26 protein-coding genes are annotated in these 22338 nt (G+C 67.5%); 15 read left to right on the forward strand and 11 right to left on the reverse strand.

What is annotated here, in order from left to right:
* Positions 1–58: 58 nt before the first annotated feature.
* Together AC1RNC_RS10850 and AC1RNC_RS10855 are read left to right on the forward strand one after the other, a co-directional pair.
* Positions 59–715 (forward strand): J domain-containing protein, encoded by a 657-nt coding sequence (locus AC1RNC_RS10850; RefSeq protein WP_492837070.1) that lies wholly within the window; start codon positions 59–61, stop codon positions 713–715.
* 116 nt (positions 716–831) lie between these two features.
* Positions 832–1263 carry a hypothetical protein gene (locus tag AC1RNC_RS10855; RefSeq protein WP_492886120.1) on the forward strand — a complete coding sequence of 144 codons (432 nt, stop codon included), beginning with the start codon at positions 832–834 and terminating at the stop codon, positions 1261–1263.
* Here the strand turns inward: AC1RNC_RS10855 and AC1RNC_RS10860 are convergent.
* Positions 1235–1963 carry a phosphatase PAP2 family protein gene (locus tag AC1RNC_RS10860; protein ID WP_492886121.1) on the reverse strand — a complete coding sequence of 243 codons (729 nt, stop codon included), beginning with the start codon at positions 1961–1963 and terminating at the stop codon, positions 1235–1237. The two genes, AC1RNC_RS10855 and AC1RNC_RS10860, sit on opposite strands and share 29 nt — an antisense overlap.
* A 123-nt stretch (positions 1964–2086) precedes the next feature.
* On the opposite strand from AC1RNC_RS10860, the gene AC1RNC_RS10865 reads away from it, so the two are divergent.
* Together AC1RNC_RS10865 and cobS are read left to right on the forward strand one after the other, a co-directional pair.
* Entirely contained in the window at positions 2087–2467 is a 381-nt protein-coding gene (locus AC1RNC_RS10865; protein WP_492886122.1) for an RcnB family protein, read from the forward strand.
* 144 nt (positions 2468–2611) lie between these two features.
* A complete protein-coding gene (gene cobS / locus AC1RNC_RS10870; RefSeq protein ID WP_492886124.1) occupies positions 2612–3622 on the forward strand; it encodes a cobaltochelatase subunit CobS in 1011 nt (336 codons plus the stop codon).
* A gap of 4 nt (positions 3623–3626) precedes the next feature.
* Here the strand turns inward: cobS and AC1RNC_RS10875 are convergent, their stop codons facing one another.
* Both AC1RNC_RS10875 and AC1RNC_RS10880 read right to left on the reverse strand, forming a co-directional pair.
* The gene (locus tag AC1RNC_RS10875) at positions 3627–3953 is read right to left on the reverse strand and encodes a HigA family addiction module antitoxin (RefSeq protein WP_492837075.1); all 327 of its coding nucleotides are present in this window, start codon (positions 3951–3953) and stop codon (positions 3627–3629) included.
* Entirely contained in the window at positions 3928–4209 is a 282-nt protein-coding gene (locus tag AC1RNC_RS10880; RefSeq protein ID WP_492886126.1) for a type II toxin-antitoxin system RelE/ParE family toxin, read from the reverse strand. Before AC1RNC_RS10880 ends, AC1RNC_RS10875 begins: the two co-directional genes overlap by 26 nt.
* A gap of 204 nt (positions 4210–4413) precedes the next feature.
* Between AC1RNC_RS10880 and AC1RNC_RS10885 the strand changes: the two genes are divergently transcribed.
* From AC1RNC_RS10885 to AC1RNC_RS10895, 3 genes are all read left to right on the forward strand, one after another.
* Positions 4414–4656: a DUF2188 domain-containing protein gene (locus tag AC1RNC_RS10885; protein WP_492837077.1), complete on the forward strand. Its 243-nt coding sequence runs from the start codon at positions 4414–4416 to the stop codon at positions 4654–4656.
* Between the two features lie 78 nt (positions 4657–4734).
* On the forward strand, positions 4735–5298 hold the full coding sequence (locus AC1RNC_RS10890; RefSeq protein ID WP_492886129.1) for a bactofilin family protein: 564 nt from the start codon (positions 4735–4737) through the stop codon (positions 5296–5298).
* 151 nt (positions 5299–5449) lie between these two features.
* Complete coding sequence (locus AC1RNC_RS10895; RefSeq protein WP_492886131.1) at positions 5450–5755, forward strand: hypothetical protein; 306 nt, start codon at positions 5450–5452, stop codon at positions 5753–5755.
* A gap of 16 nt (positions 5756–5771) precedes the next feature.
* On the opposite strand, the gene AC1RNC_RS10900 is transcribed toward AC1RNC_RS10895, so the two are convergent.
* Entirely contained in the window at positions 5772–5999 is a 228-nt protein-coding gene (locus tag AC1RNC_RS10900) for a hypothetical protein (protein WP_099581075.1), read from the reverse strand.
* A 183-nt stretch (positions 6000–6182) separates the two neighbouring features.
* Positions 6183–6581, reverse strand: a complete 399-nt coding sequence (locus AC1RNC_RS10905) for a hypothetical protein (RefSeq protein ID WP_492886133.1) — start codon at positions 6579–6581, stop codon at positions 6183–6185.
* A gap of 206 nt (positions 6582–6787) precedes the next feature.
* Between AC1RNC_RS10905 and AC1RNC_RS10910 the strand changes: the two genes are divergently transcribed.
* The 4 genes from AC1RNC_RS10910 (at position 6788) to AC1RNC_RS10925 (ending at position 12187) form a co-directional block, all read left to right on the forward strand.
* Positions 6788–7261 (forward strand): chemotaxis protein CheW, encoded by a 474-nt coding sequence (locus tag AC1RNC_RS10910; protein ID WP_492837081.1) that lies wholly within the window; start codon positions 6788–6790, stop codon positions 7259–7261.
* 89 nt (positions 7262–7350) lie between these two features.
* Positions 7351–8451 (forward strand): Zn-dependent alcohol dehydrogenase, encoded by a 1101-nt coding sequence (locus AC1RNC_RS10915; RefSeq protein ID WP_492886135.1) that lies wholly within the window; start codon positions 7351–7353, stop codon positions 8449–8451.
* A gap of 216 nt (positions 8452–8667) precedes the next feature.
* Complete coding sequence (locus tag AC1RNC_RS10920) at positions 8668–10722, forward strand: phosphocholine-specific phospholipase C (RefSeq protein ID WP_492886137.1); 2055 nt, start codon at positions 8668–8670, stop codon at positions 10720–10722.
* Between the two features lie 172 nt (positions 10723–10894).
* Positions 10895–12187: a M20/M25/M40 family metallo-hydrolase gene (locus AC1RNC_RS10925; RefSeq protein ID WP_492886139.1), complete on the forward strand. Its 1293-nt coding sequence runs from the start codon at positions 10895–10897 to the stop codon at positions 12185–12187.
* Positions 12188–12257: 70 nt separating this feature from the next.
* Here the strand turns inward: AC1RNC_RS10925 and AC1RNC_RS10930 are convergent, their stop codons facing one another.
* Complete coding sequence (locus AC1RNC_RS10930; protein ID WP_492886141.1) at positions 12258–13217, reverse strand: DMT family transporter; 960 nt, start codon at positions 13215–13217, stop codon at positions 12258–12260.
* 318 nt (positions 13218–13535) lie between these two features.
* On the opposite strand from AC1RNC_RS10930, the gene AC1RNC_RS10935 reads away from it, so the two are divergent.
* Complete coding sequence (locus AC1RNC_RS10935; protein WP_492886143.1) at positions 13536–15095, forward strand: ATP-binding protein; 1560 nt, start codon at positions 13536–13538, stop codon at positions 15093–15095.
* A 1-nt stretch (position 15096) separates the two neighbouring features.
* Here the strand turns inward: AC1RNC_RS10935 and AC1RNC_RS10940 are convergent, their stop codons facing one another.
* The 5 genes from AC1RNC_RS10940 to AC1RNC_RS10960 form a co-directional block, all read right to left on the reverse strand.
* The gene (locus AC1RNC_RS10940) at positions 15097–16473 is read right to left on the reverse strand and encodes a M23 family metallopeptidase (RefSeq protein ID WP_492886145.1); all 1377 of its coding nucleotides are present in this window, start codon (positions 16471–16473) and stop codon (positions 15097–15099) included.
* A 259-nt stretch (positions 16474–16732) separates the two neighbouring features.
* Positions 16733–17428, reverse strand: a complete 696-nt coding sequence (ctrA, locus tag AC1RNC_RS10945; protein WP_492837090.1) for a response regulator transcription factor CtrA — start codon at positions 17426–17428, stop codon at positions 16733–16735.
* Positions 17429–17867: 439 nt separating this feature from the next.
* A complete protein-coding gene (locus AC1RNC_RS10950; RefSeq protein ID WP_492886147.1) occupies positions 17868–18644 on the reverse strand; it encodes a LytTR family DNA-binding domain-containing protein in 777 nt (258 codons plus the stop codon).
* Between the two features lie 39 nt (positions 18645–18683).
* Complete coding sequence (locus AC1RNC_RS10955) at positions 18684–19004, reverse strand: addiction module antidote protein (protein ID WP_492886149.1); 321 nt, start codon at positions 19002–19004, stop codon at positions 18684–18686.
* On the reverse strand, positions 18998–19294 hold the full coding sequence (locus AC1RNC_RS10960; RefSeq protein WP_492837093.1) for a type II toxin-antitoxin system RelE/ParE family toxin: 297 nt from the start codon (positions 19292–19294) through the stop codon (positions 18998–19000). The genes AC1RNC_RS10955 and AC1RNC_RS10960 overlap by 7 nt, the downstream gene beginning before the upstream one ends.
* A 222-nt stretch (positions 19295–19516) precedes the next feature.
* Between AC1RNC_RS10960 and AC1RNC_RS10965 the strand changes: the two genes are divergently transcribed.
* Genes AC1RNC_RS10965 through AC1RNC_RS10975 form a run of 3 tightly spaced genes read left to right on the forward strand, consistent with a single transcriptional unit; the run spans position 19517 to position 22334 of the window.
* Positions 19517–20524 (forward strand): alpha/beta hydrolase family protein, encoded by a 1008-nt coding sequence (locus AC1RNC_RS10965; RefSeq protein ID WP_492886152.1) that lies wholly within the window; start codon positions 19517–19519, stop codon positions 20522–20524.
* A gap of 56 nt (positions 20525–20580) precedes the next feature.
* On the forward strand, positions 20581–21915 hold the full coding sequence (gene fliI, locus AC1RNC_RS10970) for a flagellar protein export ATPase FliI (protein WP_492837095.1): 1335 nt from the start codon (positions 20581–20583) through the stop codon (positions 21913–21915).
* Complete coding sequence (locus AC1RNC_RS10975; RefSeq protein ID WP_492837096.1) at positions 21915–22334, forward strand: flagellar export protein FliJ; 420 nt, start codon at positions 21915–21917, stop codon at positions 22332–22334. Before fliI ends, AC1RNC_RS10975 begins: the two co-directional genes overlap by 1 nt.
* Positions 22335–22338 lie beyond the last annotated feature (4 nt).

Here is a 22338-nt window from a genome sequence, read left to right on the forward strand (position 1 = left end):
GTGCGTCTCTTGCATGTCAATCCTTGAACGGAAATAGCGCGGGATTACTCTAAGCGCCATGAACCGGCCGTTCGAGTATCGCCCCAAATTCACCGACATCCGCGTCCGCCCTCCCAAGAAGGGCGAGGACGACGTGGTCAACGACGTCCTGGGCCTCAAGCCCGGCGAGAAGCGCTGCGATCATCCCGACTGCCGACTGGCGGGATCGACCAAGGCGCCGAAGTCGCGCGACCTGCCGAACCAGCACTACTGGTTCTGTCAGCAGCACGCGGCCGAGTACAACAAGAACTGGAACTTCTACGCCGGCATGAGCGAGGCGCAGATCCGCGCCGCCCAGGAGGCTGAGCGCCAGACCGGCGGTCGCCCGACGTGGAGCTTCAAGGCCGACGCCAACTCCCGGGAAGCCGCCGCGGCGGCCGCCCGCGACGCCCGCGCCTTCGCCGACCCGTTCGGCATCTTCCGGGCCCAGCAGCGCAAGGCCGAGTCCGCGCGCGACGCCGCCGAGCGCAGCCTGGGCAAGCTGGAACGCCAGGCCCTGGCCGACCTCGACCTGGAAGCCGGCGCCGACAGCGCCGCGATCAAGGCCAAGTACAAGGAACTGCTCAAGCGCTGCCACCCCGACGCCAACGGCGGCGACCGCAGCGCCGAGCACAAGCTCCAGAGGGTCATCAAGGCGTACAAGACCCTGCAGAAGTCGGGGATGGTGAAGGCCTAGGGCCTTCCCCTCCCCGCGCTCCCGGCCGCGCGACGGCCAAATCGCTCCGAGCTTGCGAAGCGACCCACGCCTGGGCCATCCTCGCGCCGCCTTTCCGGGCGAGGGACAGACATCTCATGACCGACCCAGATTGGCGCGCGCCGGTCGATCCGCCGACGCCGGTGACCCCGGTGCCGTTCGGCAAACCCTGGAGCATCTGGGCCTGGGGCGGCCTGATCTCGACGGCGGGCCTGGCCCTGGCCGTCGCGCCGCGCCCGGTGCTGACCCTGCTGCACGCCCACGTCGAGACCCCGTCCCTGCCCTGGGTGCGATTCGCCGGCCTGCTGCTGATGGCCTACGCCATGGGCTATCACGTCGCCGGCTGGACCGGGCAGCGCACCTATATGCGGGCCTCGGTGGTGCTGCGGGTGTTGTCGCTGGTGGTGATCGGCGCCTTCGTCCTGCTGGACTGGCTGCCCAAGGCCTGGCTGGCCGTGGGCTTGTTCGACATGGTCGGAGCCGTGTGGACGACGCTGGAACTCAGGTGGCGGCCAAAGCCGAAGGCCTGAACCGCCGCTGGACGAAGAACGCCACGAGCCAGCAGGCCATGGCCCAGGCCGCGCCCATGCACCAGCCGGCCAGGACGTCGCTGGCCCAGTGGACGCCCAGATAGACGCGGCTGAGACCGACCAGCAGGCTGACCAGCACAGCCGCCCCGACCGCCAGCACCTTGACCCGCCGCCGCTCGGCGAAGCGCGCGGCCAGCACGCCCAGGGTCAGGAACACGACGGCCGACAGCATGGCGTGGCCCGACGGAAAGCTGGCGTTGACCGCCTCGACCGCGCGGTAGACCAGATCGGGCCGCTCGCGCTCGAACACCCGCTTCAGGCCCTGGCTGATCAGCAGGCCGCCCCCCGCCCCGGCCACCAGCAGCAGTCCCTCGCTCCAGCGGCGCAGGGACGCCAGCAGGGCGAAGGCCAGCAGGATGATCAGGCCCAGCACCGTCACCGAGCCCAGAGCGGTGATGTCGGCGGCGGCCACGTGCAGCCATCCAGGCCCGATCAGTTCGTGCGGCTGGCCGTCGACCCGCAGGGCCTTCAGCACCGAGAGATCCAGCGCCCGGGTCTCGCCCTCGGCCACCTCATCCGCGATCGACAGGAAGCCCCAGCCGCCCAGCGTGACCACCAGCAGGGCGCTGGTCGCGCCCAATTCGCGGCGCGCGGCGGACAGCAATCCCGGAAAGCCGATGCGGATCAAACGGATGGTCATCTAGCCGACACTTCTCGCAACAACATATCTCAAATGAAACATGAACTTAAGCTGAGCGGGACCGTTCATCCCGCCTCTAGGTCGAGCATCCTAGGGTGCTCTCACCTTCCAAGGAGACCGACCATGAAACGTCTTATCACCGCTTCGCTCGCCGTTCTGATGCTGGCCGGCGGCGCTGGCGCCGCTTCGGCCCAGGACTATCGCAACGACAACCATCGCGGCAACCGGGCCTATGAACAAGGCCGCCGCGACCAGGCGCGTCACGAAAACCGTATGGATCGCCGCGACGACCGCCGTGACGACCGACGCGAGTATCGCCGCTGGGCCAAGGGCCAACGCCTCGACCACCGCTATCGCGGCAACAGCTATTACGTCAGCGACTATCGTCGCTACGGCCTGCGCCAGCCGCCGCGCGGCTATCGCTGGCAGCGCGTGAACGACCAATACGTCCTGGCCGCCGTCGCGACCGGCCTGATCGCCTCGGTGATCATCGCCAACCACTAAAAATAGCGCTGGAGCGGGCGCCGCGACGCGGCGCCCTCTTCCCCTGCCCCAAAGCGTGACTTTGGTCGCGCTCCGCGGACTCAAACTTTCGTTTCAATTGGATTCCAATTGAAACGGGGGGGCTCAAGCGTTTAATCCGATGTCATGCCCGAGTTCGCCGATACCAGCTCCGCCGCCGATCCGCTGATCACCCTGGTCCCCGACAAGTGGGTGACGCTCCGCGACGCGTTCGGCGTCGACAGCGACATGAAGGTTCCAGCCTTCTCGCACCGCGACCCGCACGTCCCCGAGATCGACACGGCCTACAAGTTCGATCCGCAGACGACGAAAGCCATCTGCGCCGGCTTCGCCAAGGACCGCCGCGTGATGGTCCAGGGCTATCACGGCACCGGCAAGTCGACCCACATCGAGCAGATCGCCGCGCGCCTGAACTGGCCGCTGGTCAGGGTGAACCTGGACAGCCACGTCTCGCGGATCGACCTCGTGGGCAAGGACGCCATCGTCCTGAAGGAAGGCAAGCAGGTCACCGAATTCCGCGAGGGCATCCTGCCCTGGGCCCTGCAGCGCCCGATCGCCCTGGTGTTCGACGAATACGACGCCGGCCGTCCGGACGTGATGTTCGTGATCCAGCGCGTGCTGGAAGCCGGCGGCAAGCTGACCTTGCTCGACCAGAACCGCGTCATCCGCGCCAATCCGTATTTCCGCCTGTTCGCCACGACCAACACCATCGGTCTGGGCGACACCACCGGCCTCTATCACGGCACCCAGCAGATCAACCAAGGTCAGATGGACCGCTGGTCGATCGTCACCACGCTCAACTATCTGGAGCACGACGTCGAGGCGGCGATCGTGCTGGCCAAGAACCCGTCCTACGACACGACGGAAGGCAAGCGCACGATCTCGGCCATGGTCCGCGTCGCCGACATGACCCGCAACGCCTTCATGAACGGCGACATCTCGACGGTCATGAGCCCGCGCACGGTGATCACCTGGGCCCAGAACGCCGAGATCTTCGATCACGACGTGGCCCTGGCCTTCCGCCTGACCTTCCTCAACAAGTGCGACGAGCTCGAACGCCCCACGGTGGCCGAGTTCTTCCAGCGCGCGTTCGGAACGGACCTGCCGGAAAGCGCGGCGCGGGTGAAGGTGGCCTAAAAGATCACGCCGCCCGCGGCGTGATCTTGTCCAGCTCCGCGCCCATCTTCCGCTTCTGCTCCATCAGGTCGAAATCCGTCTGCAGGTGCAGCCAGAAGCCTTCCGACAGACCCCAGTAGCGGGCCAGCCGCAGGTCGGTGTCAGCCGTCACCGCCCGCTTGCCCAGGACGATCTCGTTGATACGGCGCGGCGGCACGCCGATCGCCTTGGCCAAGGCCGTCTGGCTCATGCCGATCGGCTTCAGGAAGTCCTCCAGCAAGATATCGCCCGGCGTGGGATTGTGCAGCCAATCGGCCGGGTCGATCTCAATGGTAGTCGCAGATTTCGACATCCTCGGCATTCCCGTCGCGCCAGCGGAAGCAGATTCGCCACTGGTCATTGATGCGAATGGAGTGTTGCCCGGCGCGATCGCCCTGCAACGCCTCCAACCGATTGCCCGGCGGCGCGCGCAATTGATCGAGGCGCGCCACGCGATTGAGAATACGCAGCTTCCGCAGAGCCGAGGCCTGTATGTCATCAGGCAGTCGACGCGAGCGCGCGCCTTCCCAGATGAGCTGGGTTTCGCGATTGGCGAAACCTCTGATCACCTTGGAGAGCCATAACGCATAACGTTATGCGGTTCAATCATGGCGCCCTCACTAACCTCGCCATGGTAGATTTATGCTACTATAGATTGCATCGCAATCGATGGACGGCGATTGTCATCTGCCGCACGATCCGACAAGACTCGCCATCCGGAACCCCCTCCCCTGGCGCCCCGTTCACCTGCGACGCTTACCTGGAGACGCCCCATGACCGACCTCACCTACATCATCGTCGAGCACGACGGCGGCTGGGCCTATAAGGTGGGCGACACCTTCTCCGAGACCTTCGCGAGCCACGACGCGGCGCTGAAGGCGGCCCAGCGCGCGGCCGGCGAGCAGCGGGTTTCGGGCGAGACCGAGGGCATCACCTACGAGGACAAGAACGCCGTCTGGCATCAGGAAGTCTCGTCCGGCGAGGATCGCCCCACCACTCACGTCAAGGACGCCTGACGGCTCAGTCCTGAAATCGGCCCGGTTCTTGCGGCATGGTGCTTCCTGAAGCCCATTTTGAGACAAAGGTCGCCGCCGATGTTCGCCAAGAAGAAAGACACCGCCGCGCCGCTGGCCCTGACCCCGCTGGATCAAGGTCGCGCCGCGGCGCCGCAGCCTCAGCAGGCCGCGCCGGCGCCCGCGCGCCCGAAGCCCGCCTCGATGTTCAGCCAGGGCCTGACCATCCGCGGCGACATCGTCGGCGACGTCGAGGTGCATCTCGACTGCGTGGTGCTGGGCGATGTGAAGGTGGGCAAGCTGATCGTCGGTCCGAACGCCCGCATCGAGGGTTCGATCATCGCCCAGGCCATTGAGATCCACGGCCTGGTGATCGGCGCGGTGACGGCCCAGGCCGTGCGCCTGTACGGCACGGCGCGAATCGACGGCGACATCACCCATGAGCAGCTGGCCATGGAGACCGGTGCCCAGTTCCAGGGCCGCAGCCTGAAGTTCCGCCGCCCGGCCCCGGCCCCGGCTCAACCGCAAGCGCAAGCGCAAGCGGCTCAAGCTCAGCCCCAGGCCTACGCTCAGCCGGCGCCGCAGCCGGCGCCGACCGCGCCGCCGTCGGCTTCGCAAACGCCGTACAGCCAGGTCGCGCACTGAACGATCTGCCCCTTTCGGCCGTCGCGCTCGCCTGTGGCGCGGCGGCCACCCAGCCCCGCTTTCACGGAAAACCTCGGAACGCTGACGCTAAGCCAGGCTTTGATATGATGTGGGCCGGCGCGAACCGGTCCGGATCGAGGAGCCCGAATCCATGGCCGGAAAGCCGTTGAAGATCGTGCCGCCCGTCACCGGCGTGGCGGAAATCTATGACCTGGGGCGCGGTCCCGAGACCACCGCTCAGCGCGTGAAGCGCCTGCAGAACGAAGCCCGTCTGCTGGCCCGCGAAGAGATCGAGCGACTGGATCGCGACCTGCGCCGCCTGGCCGACCAGGCCAGGACGATCGCCGACGGCGGCGAGGCCTATCCGGCCGGCATTCGCGAACTGGCGGGCCGCATCGGCGTCGACACGGCCCAGCGCGCCGAAATCCTCCGCGCCCTGCTGGAGCGCTCGCACTGAACCCCGGACCCGAAGCTCAGGCCGCCGCATTGGCCATCTTGCGCAGGCGGCGCGCCAGGTCCTCGGGCCGGTCGGCGATCTGGTCGAACAGCGCCTGGACCTCGGCCTCGCCGAACCCGGCCGCGCGCAAGGTGCGCCACGCCCCCGCCAGCACGGCCTCGGCGATGTCCAGCCGATCGTCGGTCAGGCGCAGGCCGGCGCCGAACGGGCTCTGGAACACGGAAGTCTGATCGGCGAACGACATGGGCGATCCTCCTGCGGCGCGGTAATGTTCCTTTTTTGTTCCCATTGTTCGCCGGAGTCGAGTCCCCGAATCCCCAAAACGAAAAAGCCCCGACGTCCGAAGACGTCGGGGCTGACGGCGTGTCGGGGCGGACAGCGCCTATCCGGTCGCCGGCTCACAACGGCGACCTGATCCGATGATGGCTTAGCGGCAGACGGTCCGCTCGTAGTACGCGCCGTTCCAGCGGTCGTACTCGCGGGTCGTCCAGCAATCGCGAGCCGGGCGGCCGTAGTACGGTCGCGGGGCGTACCCGTAGCCATAACCATAGCCATAGCGCGGCGGGGGCGGCGGCGGGGCGTAGTAGCCTTGGTCGTAGTAGCCGCGGTCGTAGCGATCGTTGCGGTTGCCGTCCGAGATCGCCGCGCCGACCGCCAGACCAACGATGCCGGCGGCGACGGCCACGGCGGCGGTGTCATTGCCGCGATGGCCGCGATAGTGGCCGTAGCGCGAGTCGGCCGAGGCCGTGGTCGCGGCGGCGACCAGCGAGAGCGCGGCGACGCCGGCGGCGACCCGACCGACCGTGGTGATGATCTTGCTGGCCATGATGGCCTCCTTGGCTCTCTCGAACTTGGGTCCTTCGCTTTCTGGCGGCGCGGCGCGTCGTCTCAAGCGTCATGTGGACGATCGGACTCCGAGCCTGAACGGCGCCTGAACGAAGTCTTTCAACGATCGTCGGAACGGGTTTGTTCATCTTTTTCAGGAAAGGTGGGTCGGAACAGATCTTTGCGACCTCCACGGAGACCGCCCTCATGACCGACACCGTGTCCTACGCCCAAGGCCAAGCCCTGCAGGTCCTCTCGTTCGAGGTCGGGGCCCAGACCTATTGCGTCCCCGTCAGCGCGGTGCGCGAGATCCGCGGCGTGACCCCGCCGACTCCGCTGCCCGAAGCCCCGCCCTACGTGCGCGGCGTCATCAATCTGCGCGGCCAGGTCATGCCGGTCATCGACCTGTCGTGGCGCCTCGGCAAGGGCCCCGCCCAGGACGGCGCGCGCCAGGTGATCATCGTGGTCGAGAACCATGACGACGTCGCCGGCCTGCTGGTCGACGCCGTCTGCGACAGCTTCACCGTCGAGGCCGAGCACATCAATGCGCCCCCGTCCCTGGGCGACGGCGAGGATTCCCCGCTGGTCGCGGCCGTGATCACCAGCGGCGAAGGCGACATGACGGTCCTGCTGGCCGTCAGCCGCATCCTGCCGGAACGCCAACAGGCGCTGGCCGCGTAAAGCCGACCAGTCCAAACATTTGTTCGAATACCTCTTCCGTTTGGGCTGGACGGAACGCTAGTCTCCCCGCAGGTCAAAGGGAGACACGCATGAAGGCCGCTGTTCTGCGCGAGGTGGGCAAGCCCCTCGAGATCGAAACCGTGGCCATCGGCAAGCCGGGACCGCGCGAGGTGCTGATCCGCACCAAGGCCGCCGGCGTCTGCCACTCCGACCTGCACTTCGTCGAGGGCTCCTACACCCATCCCCTGCCCGCCGTGCTGGGCCATGAGAGCGCCGGGATCGTAGAGGCGGTCGGCGACGAGGTGCGGACCGTGAAGGTCGGCGACCACGTCATCACCTGTCTCAACCCCTACTGCGGCCACTGCGAGGTCTGCCTCACGGGCCACATGAACCTGTGCGTCAGCCCGGAGACCAAGCGTCCGAAGGGCAGCGAGCCGCGCCTCTTCAAGGAAGACCTGGGCGGCGGGACCGGTCCGATGGCCCAGTTCCTGAACCTGTCGTCCTTCGCCGAGTACATGCTGGTGCACGAACACGCCTGCGTCGCCATCCGCAAGGACATGCCGTTCGACCGCGCCGCCCTGATCGGCTGCTCGGTGATGACCGGGGTCGGGGCGGTGATGCACACCTCCAACGTCCGGCCGGGCGAGACCGTGGCGGTGATCGGCTGCGGCGGCGTGGGCCTGGCCACCATCAACGGCGCGGCGATCGCCGGCGCGGGGCGGATCATCGCCATCGACCGCATGCCCTCCAAGCTGACCCTGGCCAAGACCTTCGGCGCGACGGACGTGATCGACGCCTCGGCCGTCGACGACATCGCCAAGGCCGTGGTCGAGCTGACCGGCGGCGGCGTCCACCACAGCTTCGAGGCCATCGGCCTGAAAGCCACGGCGGAAGCCTCGTTCAAGATGCTGCGCCGGGGCGGCACGGCCAATGTGATCGGCATGATCCCGGTCGGGACGAAAATCGAGCTGCACGGCGTCGACTTTCTCGGAGAGCGCCGGATCCAGGGCAGCTACATGGGCTCCAACCGCTTCCCGGTCGACATGCCGCGCCTGGTGGACTTCTACATGCAGGGCCGCCTGAAGCTGGACGAACTGATTTCGCGCCGGATCAAGCTGGAGGACGTGAACAGCGCGTTCGACGAGCTGAAGCGCGGGGAACTGGCGCGGTCGGTGATCGTGTTTGATTGATCCTAACCTTGTCATCCCGGAAGCCTCGTAGAGGCTGTCCGGGACCCAGGGGCGGCGCGCATCGCGCTTCGTCACCCCCTGGGTCCCGGCTCTACCCCCGGCTTTCGCCGGGGTTCGGCCGGGATGACAAGAATTGGATTGGTCTAGTCCAGTTGTCACATCCCTGATCAATCAGCTGTGCTAATTCCGGCGAAACCTTCTCCGGAGCGCTCTCTCATGCCCCAGCTCGACCGCCGTAGTCTGCTCGCCGCGATCGGCGCCATGACCCTGCCGCCGGCCCTGGCCCGGGCGGCGGCGATCGACGCCGACGTCCGCACCGGCACGATCAAGGACGTCGAGCATGTGGTGATCCTGATGCAGGAAAACCGCGGCTTCGATCACTATTTCGGGACCATGGCCGGGGTGCGCGGCTTCGGCGACCGCTTCCCGGTTCCGGTCAGGGACAAGGGCGCGCGCAAGGACGGCTCGGTGTTCGTCCAGAGCTATGGCGACCAGCTGCTGGCGCCGTTCCCGCTGGAGACCACCAAGACCTTCGCCCACATGCGGGTCGAGAGCACGCCGCACAGCTGGACCGACGCCCAGGACGCCTGGGACCAGGGCCGCATGGACCGCTGGCCCGACGCCAAGCACGCCTGGTCGATGGGCTATTTCGAGCGGGCCGACATCCCGTTCCAGTTCGCCCTGGCCGAGACCTTCACCCTCTGCGACGCCTATCACTGCGCGACCCAGACCGGGACCAACACCAATCGCCTGTTCCTGTGGACCGGGACCAACGATCCGTCCGGCACGCAAGGCGGCCCGTCGATCTCCAACTCGCACGACGACTTCCCGGACAAGGGCGGGGCGGCGGAGTCCTACACATGGACTAGTTATCCCGAGCGGCTGCTGAAGGCTGGCGTCTCCTGGCGGATCTACCAGGACATGGCCGACAACTTCACCGACAACCCCCTGGCCGGCTTCAAGGCCTATCGCGACGCCCACAAGGACGTTCCGGGCTCGGACAAGCGCCTGAAGGATCTGGCCCTGAGCACCTGGCACCTGGACAAGCTGCGCGAGGACGTCGTCGCCGGCCGCCTGCCGCAGGTGTCGTGGATCATCGCCCCGGCCGCCGACAGCGAGCACCCCGCCCCGTCCAGCCCAGCCCAGGGCGCGGACTACACCGCCCGGGTCATCGACGCCCTGACCGCCGATCCCAAGGTCTGGGCGCGGACGGTGCTGATCGTCAACTTCGACGAGAACGACGGCTTCTTCGACCACATGCCGCCCCCGTCGCCGCCGTCCAAGGACGCGGACGGCAAGCTGATCGGCGGCTCGACCATCGACCTGACGGGCATGCACCACACCGTGCGCAACCCGACCGAGGCCAAGTCCGAGCGCGATGACCTGATGAACCGGCCCTATGGCCTGGGTCCCCGCGTGCCGCTCTACGCCATCTCGCCGTGGAGCCGGGGCGGCTGGGTCGACAGCCAGGTGTTCGACCACACCTCGGTGATCCGCTTCCTCGAGACGCGCTTCGGGGTGATGGAGCCCAATATCGCGCCCTGGCGGCGGGCGGTATGCGGCGACCTGACCTCGTGCTTCGACTTCAAGACCCCGAACCACAAGCCCTTGGCCCCGCTGCCGCCGACCGCCGAGACCGCGGCCCGCGCGGCCAAGCTGAAGGAGATCAAGCCGCCGACGCCGACGACGATCGTCGCCCCGGTCCAGGCCAAGGGGACCCGTCCCTCGCGCGCCCTGCCCTACGCCCTGGCCGTGGACGGCCGGGTGAAGGACGGGGCCATGACCCTGAGCCTGACCAATGCGGGCGCCCAGGCGGCGGTTCTGCACGTCTATGACCGCCTGCGCCTGGACGCGGTTCCGCGCCGCTACACGATCGGTCCGCAGGCCTCGCTGGCGGACGCCTGGCCGGCCGGTCCGCACGACCTGTGGGTGCTGGGTCCGAACGGCTTCCACCGCCGCTTCACCGGGACCGCGACGGGGGTCGAGGTCACCGGGCGGGCCAGCGGCGGCGCGATGCTGCTGACCCTGACCAATACCGGCCACGAACCGCGCATCGTCTCGGTCGAGGGCGGCCCCGAGCCCTGGCGCGTCAGCCTGGCGGCCGGCGCGACCCAGGCCAAGACCTTCACGACCAAGCAAGGCTGGTACGACCTGACCATCCGCGACGCCGCCGATCCGGCCTGGCTGCGCCGACTGGCGGGCCGGATCGAGACCGGCAAGGACTCGATCAGCGACCCGCTGATGGGGGGCGCGGCGCGGCTTTCCGCCTGACCATCCTTGTCATCCCGGAAAGCCCGCAGGGCTTGTCCGGGACCCAGGGGCAACCGCACTGCGCCGCCCCCTGGGTCCCGGCTCTACGCTTCGCTGCGGCCGGGATGACAAGCTGGGTTGGGTTACGCTGATATCGCAAGCTAGGGTGCCGGCGAGCCTCAAGGATTCGCCCATGACCCTTCGCCCGTCCCTCCTCGCCCTCGCCATCGCATTGGCCGCCGGCTCCGCCCTCGCCGCCCCCAAGCCTGACGCCGACAAGACCGTCGCCAGGATGGTCGCGTCGCCCGCCTTCAAGGCGGCGGCCGCCAAGCTGGACGCCGACTTCGATCGCACGGTCGCCGACATCGTCACCCTGACCGAGATCCCGGCCCCGCCGTTCAAGGAAGAGGCCCGCGCCAAGGCCTATCTCGAAATGCTGAAGGCCCACGGCCTCACGAGCGTCGAGATGGACGCCGAGGGCAATGTCATGGGCGTGCGCCCGGGCACGGTGACCAAGGGCAAGGGTCCGTTCGTGGTGCTGGCCGCCCACCTCGACACCGTCTTCCCCGAGGGCACGGACGTGAAGGTCAGGCGCGAGGGGACCCGGCTGATGGCCCCGGGCATCGGAGACGATACCCGCTCGCTGGCCACCCTGCTGGCCTATATGCGCGCCCTGGACGCGGCCAAGATCTCGACCAAGGCCGACATCCTGTTCGTCGGCAATGTCGGCGAGGAAGGCCCCGGCGACCTGCGCGGCGCGCGGTTCCTGTTCAACAAGGGTCCGTACAAGGGCCGGATCAGCGCCTTCTTCTCGATGGACGGCTCGGACCCGTCGCGGATCGTCGACCGGGGCGTCGGCTCCAAGCGCTATCGCGTGACCTTCAAGGGTCCGGGCGGCCACAGCTACGGCGCGTTCGGCCTCGTGAACCCGATGACCGCGATGAGCCAGGCCGTGGTCGACCTCTACGCCGTGCAGGCCCCCAAGGAACCCAAGGTCACCTATTCGGCCAGCGTCACCGGCGGCGGCACCTCGGTCAATTCGATCCCCAATTCGGTGTTCATGGAGTTCGACATGCGCTCGGAAAGCGCCGCCGAACTGGCCAAGCTGGATCAGACCTTCATCGGCATCCTCGACAAGGCCGTCGCGGGCGAGAACGCCGCCCGCTCCACGGGGGCCGGCAGGATCAGCTACGACGCCAAGGTGATCGGCGAGCGCCCAGCCGGGACCACGCCCCAGACCTCCGACATCGTGGTGCTGACCGCCGCCGCCATCTCGGCCCTGGGCATGAAACCCGAGCACCAGGACAGTTCGACCGATAGCAACGTGCCGATGAGCCTGGGCATTCCCGCCGTCACCATCGGCTCGGGCGGCAAGGCCGGCCGCGCCCACGCGCTGGACGAATGGATCGACGTCGAGAAGGCGCCCAGCGTGCAGGGCATGCAGGTGGGCCTGGCGGCGCTGCTGGCCGTGGCGGGGGTGAACTGAGAAGCGAAACCTCGTCCTTCGACAAGCTCAGGATGAGGTTTCTACTCAAGCCCCGCGCTAAAAGTCGTCCTCACCCTGAGCTTGTCGAAGGGCGAGGACGGCCGCGCCGCGTCACCAGCCAGATCCCGCCGCACACCAGCGCCAGCGCCGCCGCGTTCTTCCAGGCCAGCACCGGCTCGTGCAGGAACAGCCCGGACAGCAGCACGCCGAACACCGGGATCAGGAAGTTGAACACCGCCAGCATCCCGACCGGATTGTGCTTCATCAGCAGGCTCCACAGCGCGAAGGCCGCCGCCGACAGGCCGGCCATATAGGCCAGCAGCGCCAGCGACCGGACATCGAAGCCGGCGAGGTGGCCGCCCCCGATCTCGCCGATCGCCAGAAGTCCCGCGCCGCCGATGGCCAGCTGCCAGCCGGTCATCACCATCGGGTCGAGCTTCTGCGAGAGGGTCTTGCCCCAGATCGAAGCCGCCGCCAGCACGAAGGCGGCGATGACCACGAAGCCCTCGCCCAGCAGGGTGAACTCGAAATCGAGGCCCTTGACGCCCTTTGAGCCGCCCAGGTTCACCACCAATACGCCGGCGAAGCCCAACAGGCAGCCGGCCGCCTTGCGGGCGGTGAGGCGGTCGTTGGCATAGAGGACGTGCGCCAGGATGACGCTGAAGAACGCCCCCGTGCCGTTCATGATCGACGACTTCACGCCGCTGGCGTGGGCCAGGCCGACATAGAAGAAAACGTACTGCAGCGTGGTCTGGACGAGGCCCAGCCCCACCACCGAGGCGATCCGGTCGCGCGGCACGGCGATCGACCGGCGGCCCAGCAAGGCCAGGACCAGCAGGATCAGCCCCGCCCCCAGGAAGCGCCAGCCGGCGAACAGCATCTGCGTGGCCATGTCGGTCTTGGCCACATGCAGCAGGGCGTAACCCGCCTTCACCGCCGGGAAGGCGCTGCCCCAGAGCAGGCAGCACAGCACGGCGACGCCGACGACGAAGCGACGGTCGCGATAGAGATCGGCGCGGGGCTGGGACAACGCTGGCTCGCTCGAGGTTGCGGGCGAAACACCTCGTCCGAAGCGGAGCTTCTAAAGCCTGGGTCAGCGCGCTTCAATCGTCGCCTGAAACGCGACTTCTGGAGGCCAGCACGAGAACAATCGCCAAGTTCTATTGAGATAACGACGTTTCCCTCAATTTCTCTCCACCTTAAGTGGATAGCCCTCAACGCAGAGCGCCCGTCCTTTCGCAAACCCCCTCTTGGTTGTTCATCTATTCGAGCGTCACTGATATCGACGTCTTTACTGGACGCTTCGCCCCTGGCGAAACTTTCGGCGGCAGCAAGGATCCCGTTCACCATGGCTCAGACGACCCCGCACGAGAATCTGGCCGGCGACATCAGCGCCTTCTTCGATGTCTCGCTGGACCTGCTGATCATCCGCGACATCAACGGGCGCGTGCTGAAGGCCAGCCGCTCGTGGGAGGCGCAGCTGGGCCACCGCCCAGAGGACATGGAGGGCCGCCCGCTGCTGCGTCTGGTCCATCCCGAGGACATGCCTGGCACCCTGAGCAGCGTTATGGAGGTGGAGAACCGTCGGGACAGCGACACGGTGCTGGGCTTCACCAACCGGTATCGCCACAAGGACGGCCATTACCGGACCCTGGAGTGGCGCGCCCAGCGGTTGGGCGACCGCATCTACGGCGTGGCGCGCGACGTGACCGAGCGCGTGGCCGCCGAACGGGCGCTGGTCGAGGCCAAGGCGGCGGCCGAGGCGGCCAACCGCGCCAAGACCGACTTCCTGGCGAATATCAGCCACGAGATCCGCACGCCGCTGAACGGCGTCATCGGCATCGTCGACGCCCTGGCCCGCACGCCGCTGAGCGCCGAGCAGACCGAGATGGTCGGCCTGATCCGCGACTCCGGCGCGACCCTGGAACGGCTGGTCTCCGACTTCCTCGATATCGCCAAGATCGAAGCTCGCCAGATGGAGCTGGAGAATCGCCCCTTCGACCTCGACCAGGCCCTGCGCCCGTGTATCGAGGTCATGCGCCATCGGGCCGAGGAGAAGGGTCTGACCCTGCGGCTGCACGGCCTGGACACGACGGCCAGGGGAACGGACGGCCGCTATCTGGGCGACGGCACACGGATCGGTCAGGTGATCGGCAACCTGCTGTCCAACGCCGTCAAGTTCACCGAGGCCGGCGAGGTCACCCTGCGCGTCCGCGCGGAGACGGCCGGCGAGAAGACCACCCTCACCTTCGAGATCGAGGACACCGGCATCGGCTTCGACGCCGACCACGCCGCCGGCCTGTTCGGCCGCTTCCACCAGGCCGACGCCTCGATCAGCCGCCGGTTCGGCGGCACGGGTCTGGGCCTGTCCATCTGCCGCTCGCTGGTCGAGATGATGGGCGGCGAGATCTCGGCCGCCTCGACCCCCGGGGCCGGCAGCCGCTTCACCGTCGTGCTGGACCTGCCCCACGCGCCGCCCGAGCAGGCCGATGACCCGCGCGACGCCCAGGCCGCGCCGATCGAGAACGAAGACGCCCCGCTGCGGGTGCTGCTGGTCGAGGACCACCCGACCAACCAGCGCGTGGCCCAGCTGATCCTCGCGACCCTGGGCGCCGAGGTGGTGACCGTCAATGACGGACTTGAGGCCATCGACGCCTTCCGGGCCGGGACCTTCGACGTGGTGCTGATGGACGTGCAGATGCCACGCATGGACGGCCTGGCCGCCACCCGCGCCCTGCGCGCCCTGGAGGCCGAAAGCGGCGCTGCCCGCACGCCGATCATCATGCTGAGCGCCAACGCCCTGACCGCACACCGCGAACAGACCCTGGAAGCCGGCGCCGACCTGCACGTCGCCAAGCCGATCACGGCGGCGAACCTGCTGGCGGGAATCCGGGCGGCGGTGGGTTAGACTACCGCAGGCTGCTCTTGGCCTTTTCCAGGTCCGCCATCGCCAGCTTCGGCGTGTCCTCGCCGCTGACGGCCTGGCCGCCTTCGGCCAGCATGCGGTCGATGCGCGACTTCTGCGACTTGAACGAGGCCAGCTCCGAACCGGCCAGGATCGTGCCTTGCGGGACCTTGGCGCCGATCGGGTTGACCCGCTGCCCCTTCAGCCAGACCTCGTAGTGCAGGTGCGGGCCCGACGCCAAGCCGGTCGAGCCGACATAGGCGACCACCTGGCCCTGACGGACACGCGAGCCAGCGTGGATGCCGGGCGCGTAGCGCGAGATGTGGCCGTAGCCGGTGTCCCACTGGCCCGCGTGGCGGATGCGCAGCCAGTTGCCGTAGCCGCCCCAGCGCTTGGCCTCCAGCACGACGCCGTCGCCGGCGGCCAGGATCGGGGTGCCGGTTCCGGCCCCGAAGTCCACGCCCTGGTGGGCGCGGGTGTAGCCCAGCACGGGATGCTTGCGCATGCCGAACACCGAGGTGATCCGCGCGCCGTCCACCGGGGTGCGCAGCAGGAAGCCTTTGATGTTCTTGCCCAGTTCGTCGAAGAACTGGCGCTTGCCGTCGCTGTCCTTGCGATCGAAGGCGTAGAATTTCTGGCCCTTGACCTCGGCGTATTCCAGGTCGCCGGCCTCGATGGTGCGGCCGCTCTCGGTGACCTTGCGTTCGAACACCAGGCAGAAGCGGTCGCCCTCGTGGATGTCGCGCGAGAAGTCGATCTTGTGCGAGAACAGCTTGGCCGCCTCGCTGATCACGGCCGGGGTGCCGCCGACATTGGCCACGCTCTCGTAGAACGAGCCGTTCATCTCACCGCAGGCGACTTTCTTCTCGTCCTTCACCTTCTCTTCCAGCTCGCGCAGGCGCAGGGCGCCGTCGAAGGTGCGCGAGACGGTCAGGGTCGAGTTGGGGCTGGTGCGCATGGACAGGCCGATCAGGCGGGCCGGACCACGCTGGCTGCGGCGCTGAGCGACCGCGGCCTCAAAGGCCATGCCGGCCTTGATGTTGACGGTGTCGATGGCGCCCTGAAGGGTGGCGACGACCGCTTGCGCGTCTTCCGGGGCGACGCCGGCGCGCTGCACGGCGCCTTGCAGGGTCTCGCCCGGCCGGACCTTGACGGCGATGTTCTCGGGACGCTCGAAGCCGGGCTGAGCCTCGGCGCTGGCGAAGGCCACGTGCTGCAAGGCGGTGAGGGCGGCCGGATCGAGCGGCGCGCGGACCGCGGTCGGCTGCGCATCGTCGGCGGTCAGTTTCCAGCCCAGCGCCAGGGCGGCCATGCCGGCCACGGCGGTGAAAACCCTCGGCGCCCAGCGCGTGGCGCTGCGTCGCGGATCAAATTCCTGCATCGTGCCCCCGTCGGTTCGATGCCGCGCAAGTCAAAATGACACGGCCGGGTAGCCCCCCAGCAATCGTCGCGCCGGACCATGCGCGAGGCGTGCTCTCGTCGGCAAGGACTATTCGGCGCTTCGGTCATTTTGTCACGACTTGGTTAACGGTCGTTAAAGAATGGAGCGCAACCATATGATCCATAAAAGAAAACGCCCACCGTTTCCGGCGGGCGTCTTGGGTACGCGGTACTGTTACGCTTACTGAATTCGTCCGAGACTAGGCCGCGTTGACCTGCTCGTTCGGGTCGCGCAGCACGTAGCCGCGGCCCCAGACCGTCTCGATGTGGTGCTTGCCGTGGGCCGAAGCCGCCAGCTTCTTGCGCAGCTTGCAGATGAAGACGTCGATGATCTTCAGCTCGGGCTCGTCCATGCCGCCGTACAGGTGGTTCAGGAACATTTCCTTGGTCAGGGTCGTGCCCTTGCGCAGGGAGAGCAGCTCCAGCATCTGGTACTCTTTGCCGGTCAGGTGAACGCGGTTGCCGTTCACTTCGACCGTCTTGGCGTCCAGGTTGACGATGATGTCGCCGGTCTTGATGACCGATTGCGCGTGCCCCTTCGAACGACGGACCACCGCGTGGATGCGAGCGATCATCTCGTCCTTGTGGAACGGCTTGGTCATGTAGTCGTCGGCGCCGCCCGAGAAGGTCTTGACCTTCGTGTCGATCTCCGACGAACCCGACAGGATCATGATCGGCGTGTTGATCTTCGCGACCCGCAGGGTGCGCAGAACATCGAGGCCGCTCATGTCCGGAAGATTGAGGTCGAGCAGGATCAGATCGTAGTCGTAGATCTTGCCCAGATCGACGCCTTCTTCACCCAGATCCGTCGTATAGACGTTGAAGCCTTCAGACTTCAGCATCAGCTCGATGGTCTGCGCAGTCGCGCTGTCATCCTCGATCAACAGTACGCGCATGAGCCCCTCCACGCCAAATCTGGCGTATTCGAACGTCTTAGGCGGAAGCCCGCCGGAAAACCCTTCGGCCACTCTGCCGGTGAGTTAATTTAAGACTGGTTAATGGTGAATGTTTCCGTTGGTCGAATGGTTAATCTGATTTGCGAATCGGGTGCAAGCCGTGGACGGGACGCTGGACACATTGGTCGCAGGCGCCGCGAGGGCCCTTTCCAAGTCCCTAACTGGGCCGCTCAAATCCCTAAAATCCGTGCGCTCGCAACGATCCAAACAGCGTTATGCGGTTAAGACCCGCCCGACCTGCGTTCGCCTTTGAGGCGAGATTGCGACGTTCCGCCGCGAAAATTTGCACGCCATGCTCACGCCTTGAGTGCGCCCCCGGCGGGAGAAGCCGGGCGAAGGCTCGACGATCGGGGAGGCCCGCGACGCCCTGCCGCAGCCTTTAGAGTGAATTTTCCTCGGCCAGCCAGCCGGCGGCCCGCAGCTTGGCGACCGAAGCGCGGCTGACGGGGGCGGTTTCGCCGTCGACCAGCCGCAGACGCAGGTTGCGGCCGTCGCGCACGACGCCCGCGATCGCCCGCCGGGCCACCCACCACGAGCGATGGGTCTGAAGTCCCTCAACGCCGATGAGGCCCGCCGTCACCCGCGCCAGCGGCCCCATCTCCAGCCGCGAGCCGTGTTCGGTGCGGATCCGGACATAGTGGTCCTCCATCCTTAGATAGAGCACCGCGCCCGGATCGACGGCGGGGATCGCGACCTCGACGGCGGTAAGAGGCGCGGGCCTCGCCTCCCGCGCCCGGACGCGGAGGAAATAGTAGGCGATGACGATCGGGGTCGTGGTCGCCACGCACTGGCCGTACCACTCCAACGGCGGCACGGCGCGCTCCAGGTGGGGCCAGATGGCGATGGCGGCGGCTCTGGACAGAGGGCCCTGGATCGCGCTGCCGACCAGGACAACGACCGGGATCACCGTCCAGTCCGGCGCGCGCATGCGTTCGGCCAGCGCCACGGACACGCGCGTCAGGCAGCCAAACAGCACCATGCCGACCATGATGCTGACGATCCAGTAAGCGATCCGAAGCGCCGGACTGTCATTGAAGAAGCTACCGTACGGCCCCATCAGCCCCAGCAGCAGCCCAACCGCCAGGGCGACGACAAGGTCGACCGCCCATTGACGGGCGGTCCCCAGCAGCGGCGGGTCGGAAGGGCGTATGGCCATGCCCTCCTATAGAGCGACGCCATGCGGGGTCGCCACTCCCTAGGCGGCCGCTTCGGCATCCTGGTCGCGGCTCGCTGCGGTCGCATCGACCAGGGCCAGCTTCAAACCCAGCGCGTGGATCACCCGCAAGATCGTGTCGAACCGCGGCGAGGCGCCGTCCTTCAAGGCCTTGTAGAGGCTCTCCCGACCCAACCCAGCCTTCTCGGCGACCTCGGCCATGCCTTTGGAGCGGGCGATCAGGCCGAGGACATGCTGGATATAGTCGGCGTCGCCGGTCTCGAAGGCGTCGGCCAGGAATGCGACGACAGCCTCGGCGTCCGTAATCATCTCGACGGGATCGAAACGGGTAAGCTTCACCATTCGAGGCTCCTTGCGATTGCTTTTGCCTTCTCGATATCCCGGCCCTGTGAACTCTTGTCGCCGCCATGGAGCAGCACGATCAGGACATCTCCGCGTTGAACCAGATAGATTCGATAACCAGGTCCGAAGTGAATCCGTAACTCACTAACGCCATCGCCTACCGGCCGATGATCACCGAGCAGCCCACGGGCCAGGCGGGCCAATCGCACGCCGATGGCCAGCAGGGCTTGCCTGTCCCTCAGGCCAGAAAGCCAAGCCTTGAACTCATCGGTCTCAAGAACCTCGATCATTATCGTATCCATGTAGATACAAAACGCAAGAACGGTCGGCGCGGCGCATTCGTTCACACCGGAACAATATGAGAACATTGCAGGAGTGACCGCAACTGGCGATATGCGCCCCTCGGCCCATCCGCCCGCCCGCGAACCCGTTCGCCCATTCGCGCAAACGCCCTGGCGAGGCGGGGCTCCGGCCGTCACAGCGACCTCATCGTCATTCGCTGAAGGGCCGCCATGTCGTTCCGTACTTTCCTGTTCGCCGTCCTGCTGACGGCCGCCGCCTCGTCCCAGGCCATCGCCGCCAACGCCGGGTTCATGGTGCTGCACGAGCCCCGCCCCGATGGCCTAACGCCGGTCGAGGTCGGGGTCTGGTATCCGACCGACGCCACGCCCGCCTTCATGGCCTTGGGCTCCTGGGGCCATACGGTCGCGGCCGGCGCGCCGATCGTCGGCGAGCGCCTGCCGCTGATCGTCATGTCGCACGGCAACGGCGGCTTCTTCGGCGGCCACGCCGACACCGCCCAGGCGCTGGCGGAGGCGGGCTTCGTGGTCGCCGCCCTCACCCACCCCGGCGACAACTATCGCGACCAGAGCCGCGCCACCGCCATGGCCGACCGTCCGGCGGCGCTGTCGGCCCTGATCGGCTGGATGCTGGAAAGCTCGCCGCTGAAAGCGAAGATCGATCCGGACAAGGTCGGCGCATTCGGCTTCTCGTCCGGAGGCTTCACGGTGCTGGCGGCGGCCGGCGGCGAGCCGCATCTGTCGCGGATGCCCAGCCACTGCCTGGCCCATCCGAAGAACTTCGACTGCCAGCTGACCGCCGGCCATCCGATCCCGGCCGGCGCCCTGACCGCCAGTTGGGTTCACGACGTCCGGATCAAGGCCGTGGTCGCGGCCGCGCCAGCCCTGGGCTTCACGTTCGGCAAGAAGGGCCTGAAGGGGATCAAGGCCCCGATCCAGCTGTGGAAGGCCGCCGACGACGAGATCCTGCCCGGCGACGACTATGCCGAGGCGGTGCATCGCGACCTCGGCCGTCCCCACGACTATCACGTCGTCGAGGGCGCCCGGCATTTCGACTTCCTCACGCCCTGCGACACCGCTCCGCAAGGCGCGAGCCAGGCGCTGTGCGAGAGCGCGCCGGGCTTCGACCGCCGCGCCTTCCACCGGACGTTCAACACGGCGGTCACCCGGTTCTTCACCGACCAATTGGTCGCACCGGGCAAGCCGCTTCCGGAGGGCTGAGTTCACACCCGATTAACCACGATGGTCGAGTCTGCGCGTGCTGTTTAGGAGCCGTCTTGCGTAGCCTTATCGCCGCCGTCGAACGTATCGATCCGCTGACCATCTATGGGCGCGTGGCGGCCGTGAACGGTCTGCTGATCGAGGTTCGCGGCGGCCTGACCCGACTGACGGTGGGGGCCCGCGTCGAGATCGAGCGCCCCGGCCAGAAACCCCTTCCGGCCGAGGTGGTCGGCTTTCGCGAGACCCGCGCCCTGCTGATGCCGTTCGGTCCGGTCGAGGGCGTGGGGCCCGGCGCGGAGATCCGCTTCATGCCGGAAGGCGCGGTTGTCCGCCCGACCAAGGCCTGGCTGGGCCGCATCATCAACGCCTTCGGCGAGCCGATCGACGGCCTCGGGCCCCTGCCCCAGGGCGAAGTCCCCTATCCGCTGAAGACTCCGCCCCCGCCGGCCCACGCCCGCGGGCGGGTGGGCGAGCGCCTGGACCTGGGCGTGCGCTCGATGAACGTCTTCACCACCACCTGCCGCGGCCAGCGCCTGGGCATCTTCGCCGGCTCGGGCGTCGGCAAGTCGGTGCTGCTGTCGATGCTGGCCAAGGAGGCCACCTGCGACGCCGTTGTCGTCGGCCTGATCGGCGAGCGGGGCCGCGAGGTCCGCGAGTTCGTCGAGGAGACCCTTGGCGAGGAGGGCCTGAAGCGGGCCGTCGTGGTGGTCGCCACCTCGGACGAACCGGCCCTGACTCGCCGTCAGGCCGCCTACATGACCCTGGCGATCAGCGAATATCTGCGCGACCAGGACCAGGAAGTCCTGTGCCTGATGGACTCGGTGACCCGCTTCGCCATGGCCCAGCGCGAGATCGGCCTGGCCGCCGGCGAGCCGCCGACCACCAAGGGCTATACGCCCACCGTCTTCACCGAGCTGCCCAAGCTGCTCGAGCGCGCCGGTCCTGGCCCGATCCGCGCCGACGGCACCACCGCCGCGCCCATAACCGCGCTGTTCACCGTCCTCGTCGACGGCGACGACCACAACGAGCCGATCGCCGACGCCACGCGCGGTATCCTGGACGGCCACATCGTCATGGAGCGGGCCATCGCCGAGCGCGGCCGCTTCCCGGCCATCAACGTGTTGAAGTCGATCAGCCGGACCATGCCGGGCTGCCAGCACCCGCACGAGCGCGAGATCGTCAAGAGCGCGCGCCAGGTGATGTCCGCCTACGCCAACATGGAAGAACTGATCCGCATCGGCGCCTATCGCGCCGGGGCCGACCCCGTGGTCGACCGCGCGATCCGTTTAAATCCCGCGATCGAGGCTTTCCTTAGCCAAGATAAGGAAGAAGCAACGTCTCTGGACGACTCTTTCAGTCATCTGGGGCAGATCCTGGCGAGTGAGTACTGATGACCAAGTGGGCCGCCTCGCTGATCCGCATCTCGAACCACGAGGTCGAGACGCTGCAAAAACGCCTCGCCGACATCACCGAACGCCGCATGGCTGCCGAGCTGCGCATCGCCATGATGGACGCCGAAGCCGAAGCCGAGGCCAAGAGCGCCGAGGGTGACGCCAGCGCCGGCTGGTACATGATCGGCTACCGCGAGGGCCACAAGCGCCGCAAGGCCGACATGCTGGTCCAGATCGAGCAGTGCCGGCAGGAAGAGATCGGCGCCCGCGACGCTCTCTCCGAGGCCTTCGAGAACCTCAAGAAGTACGAGCACGTCGCCGAACAGGCCAAGATCCTGGCCGCCAAGAAGCTGGGCGCCTACGAAGCCGCCCAGATGGACGAAGTGAGCATCCGCCGCGCCGCCATGGGCGTCCGCTAGAGCG

This window comes from Caulobacter sp. GW822-FHT01G02, from assembly GCF_058802865.1.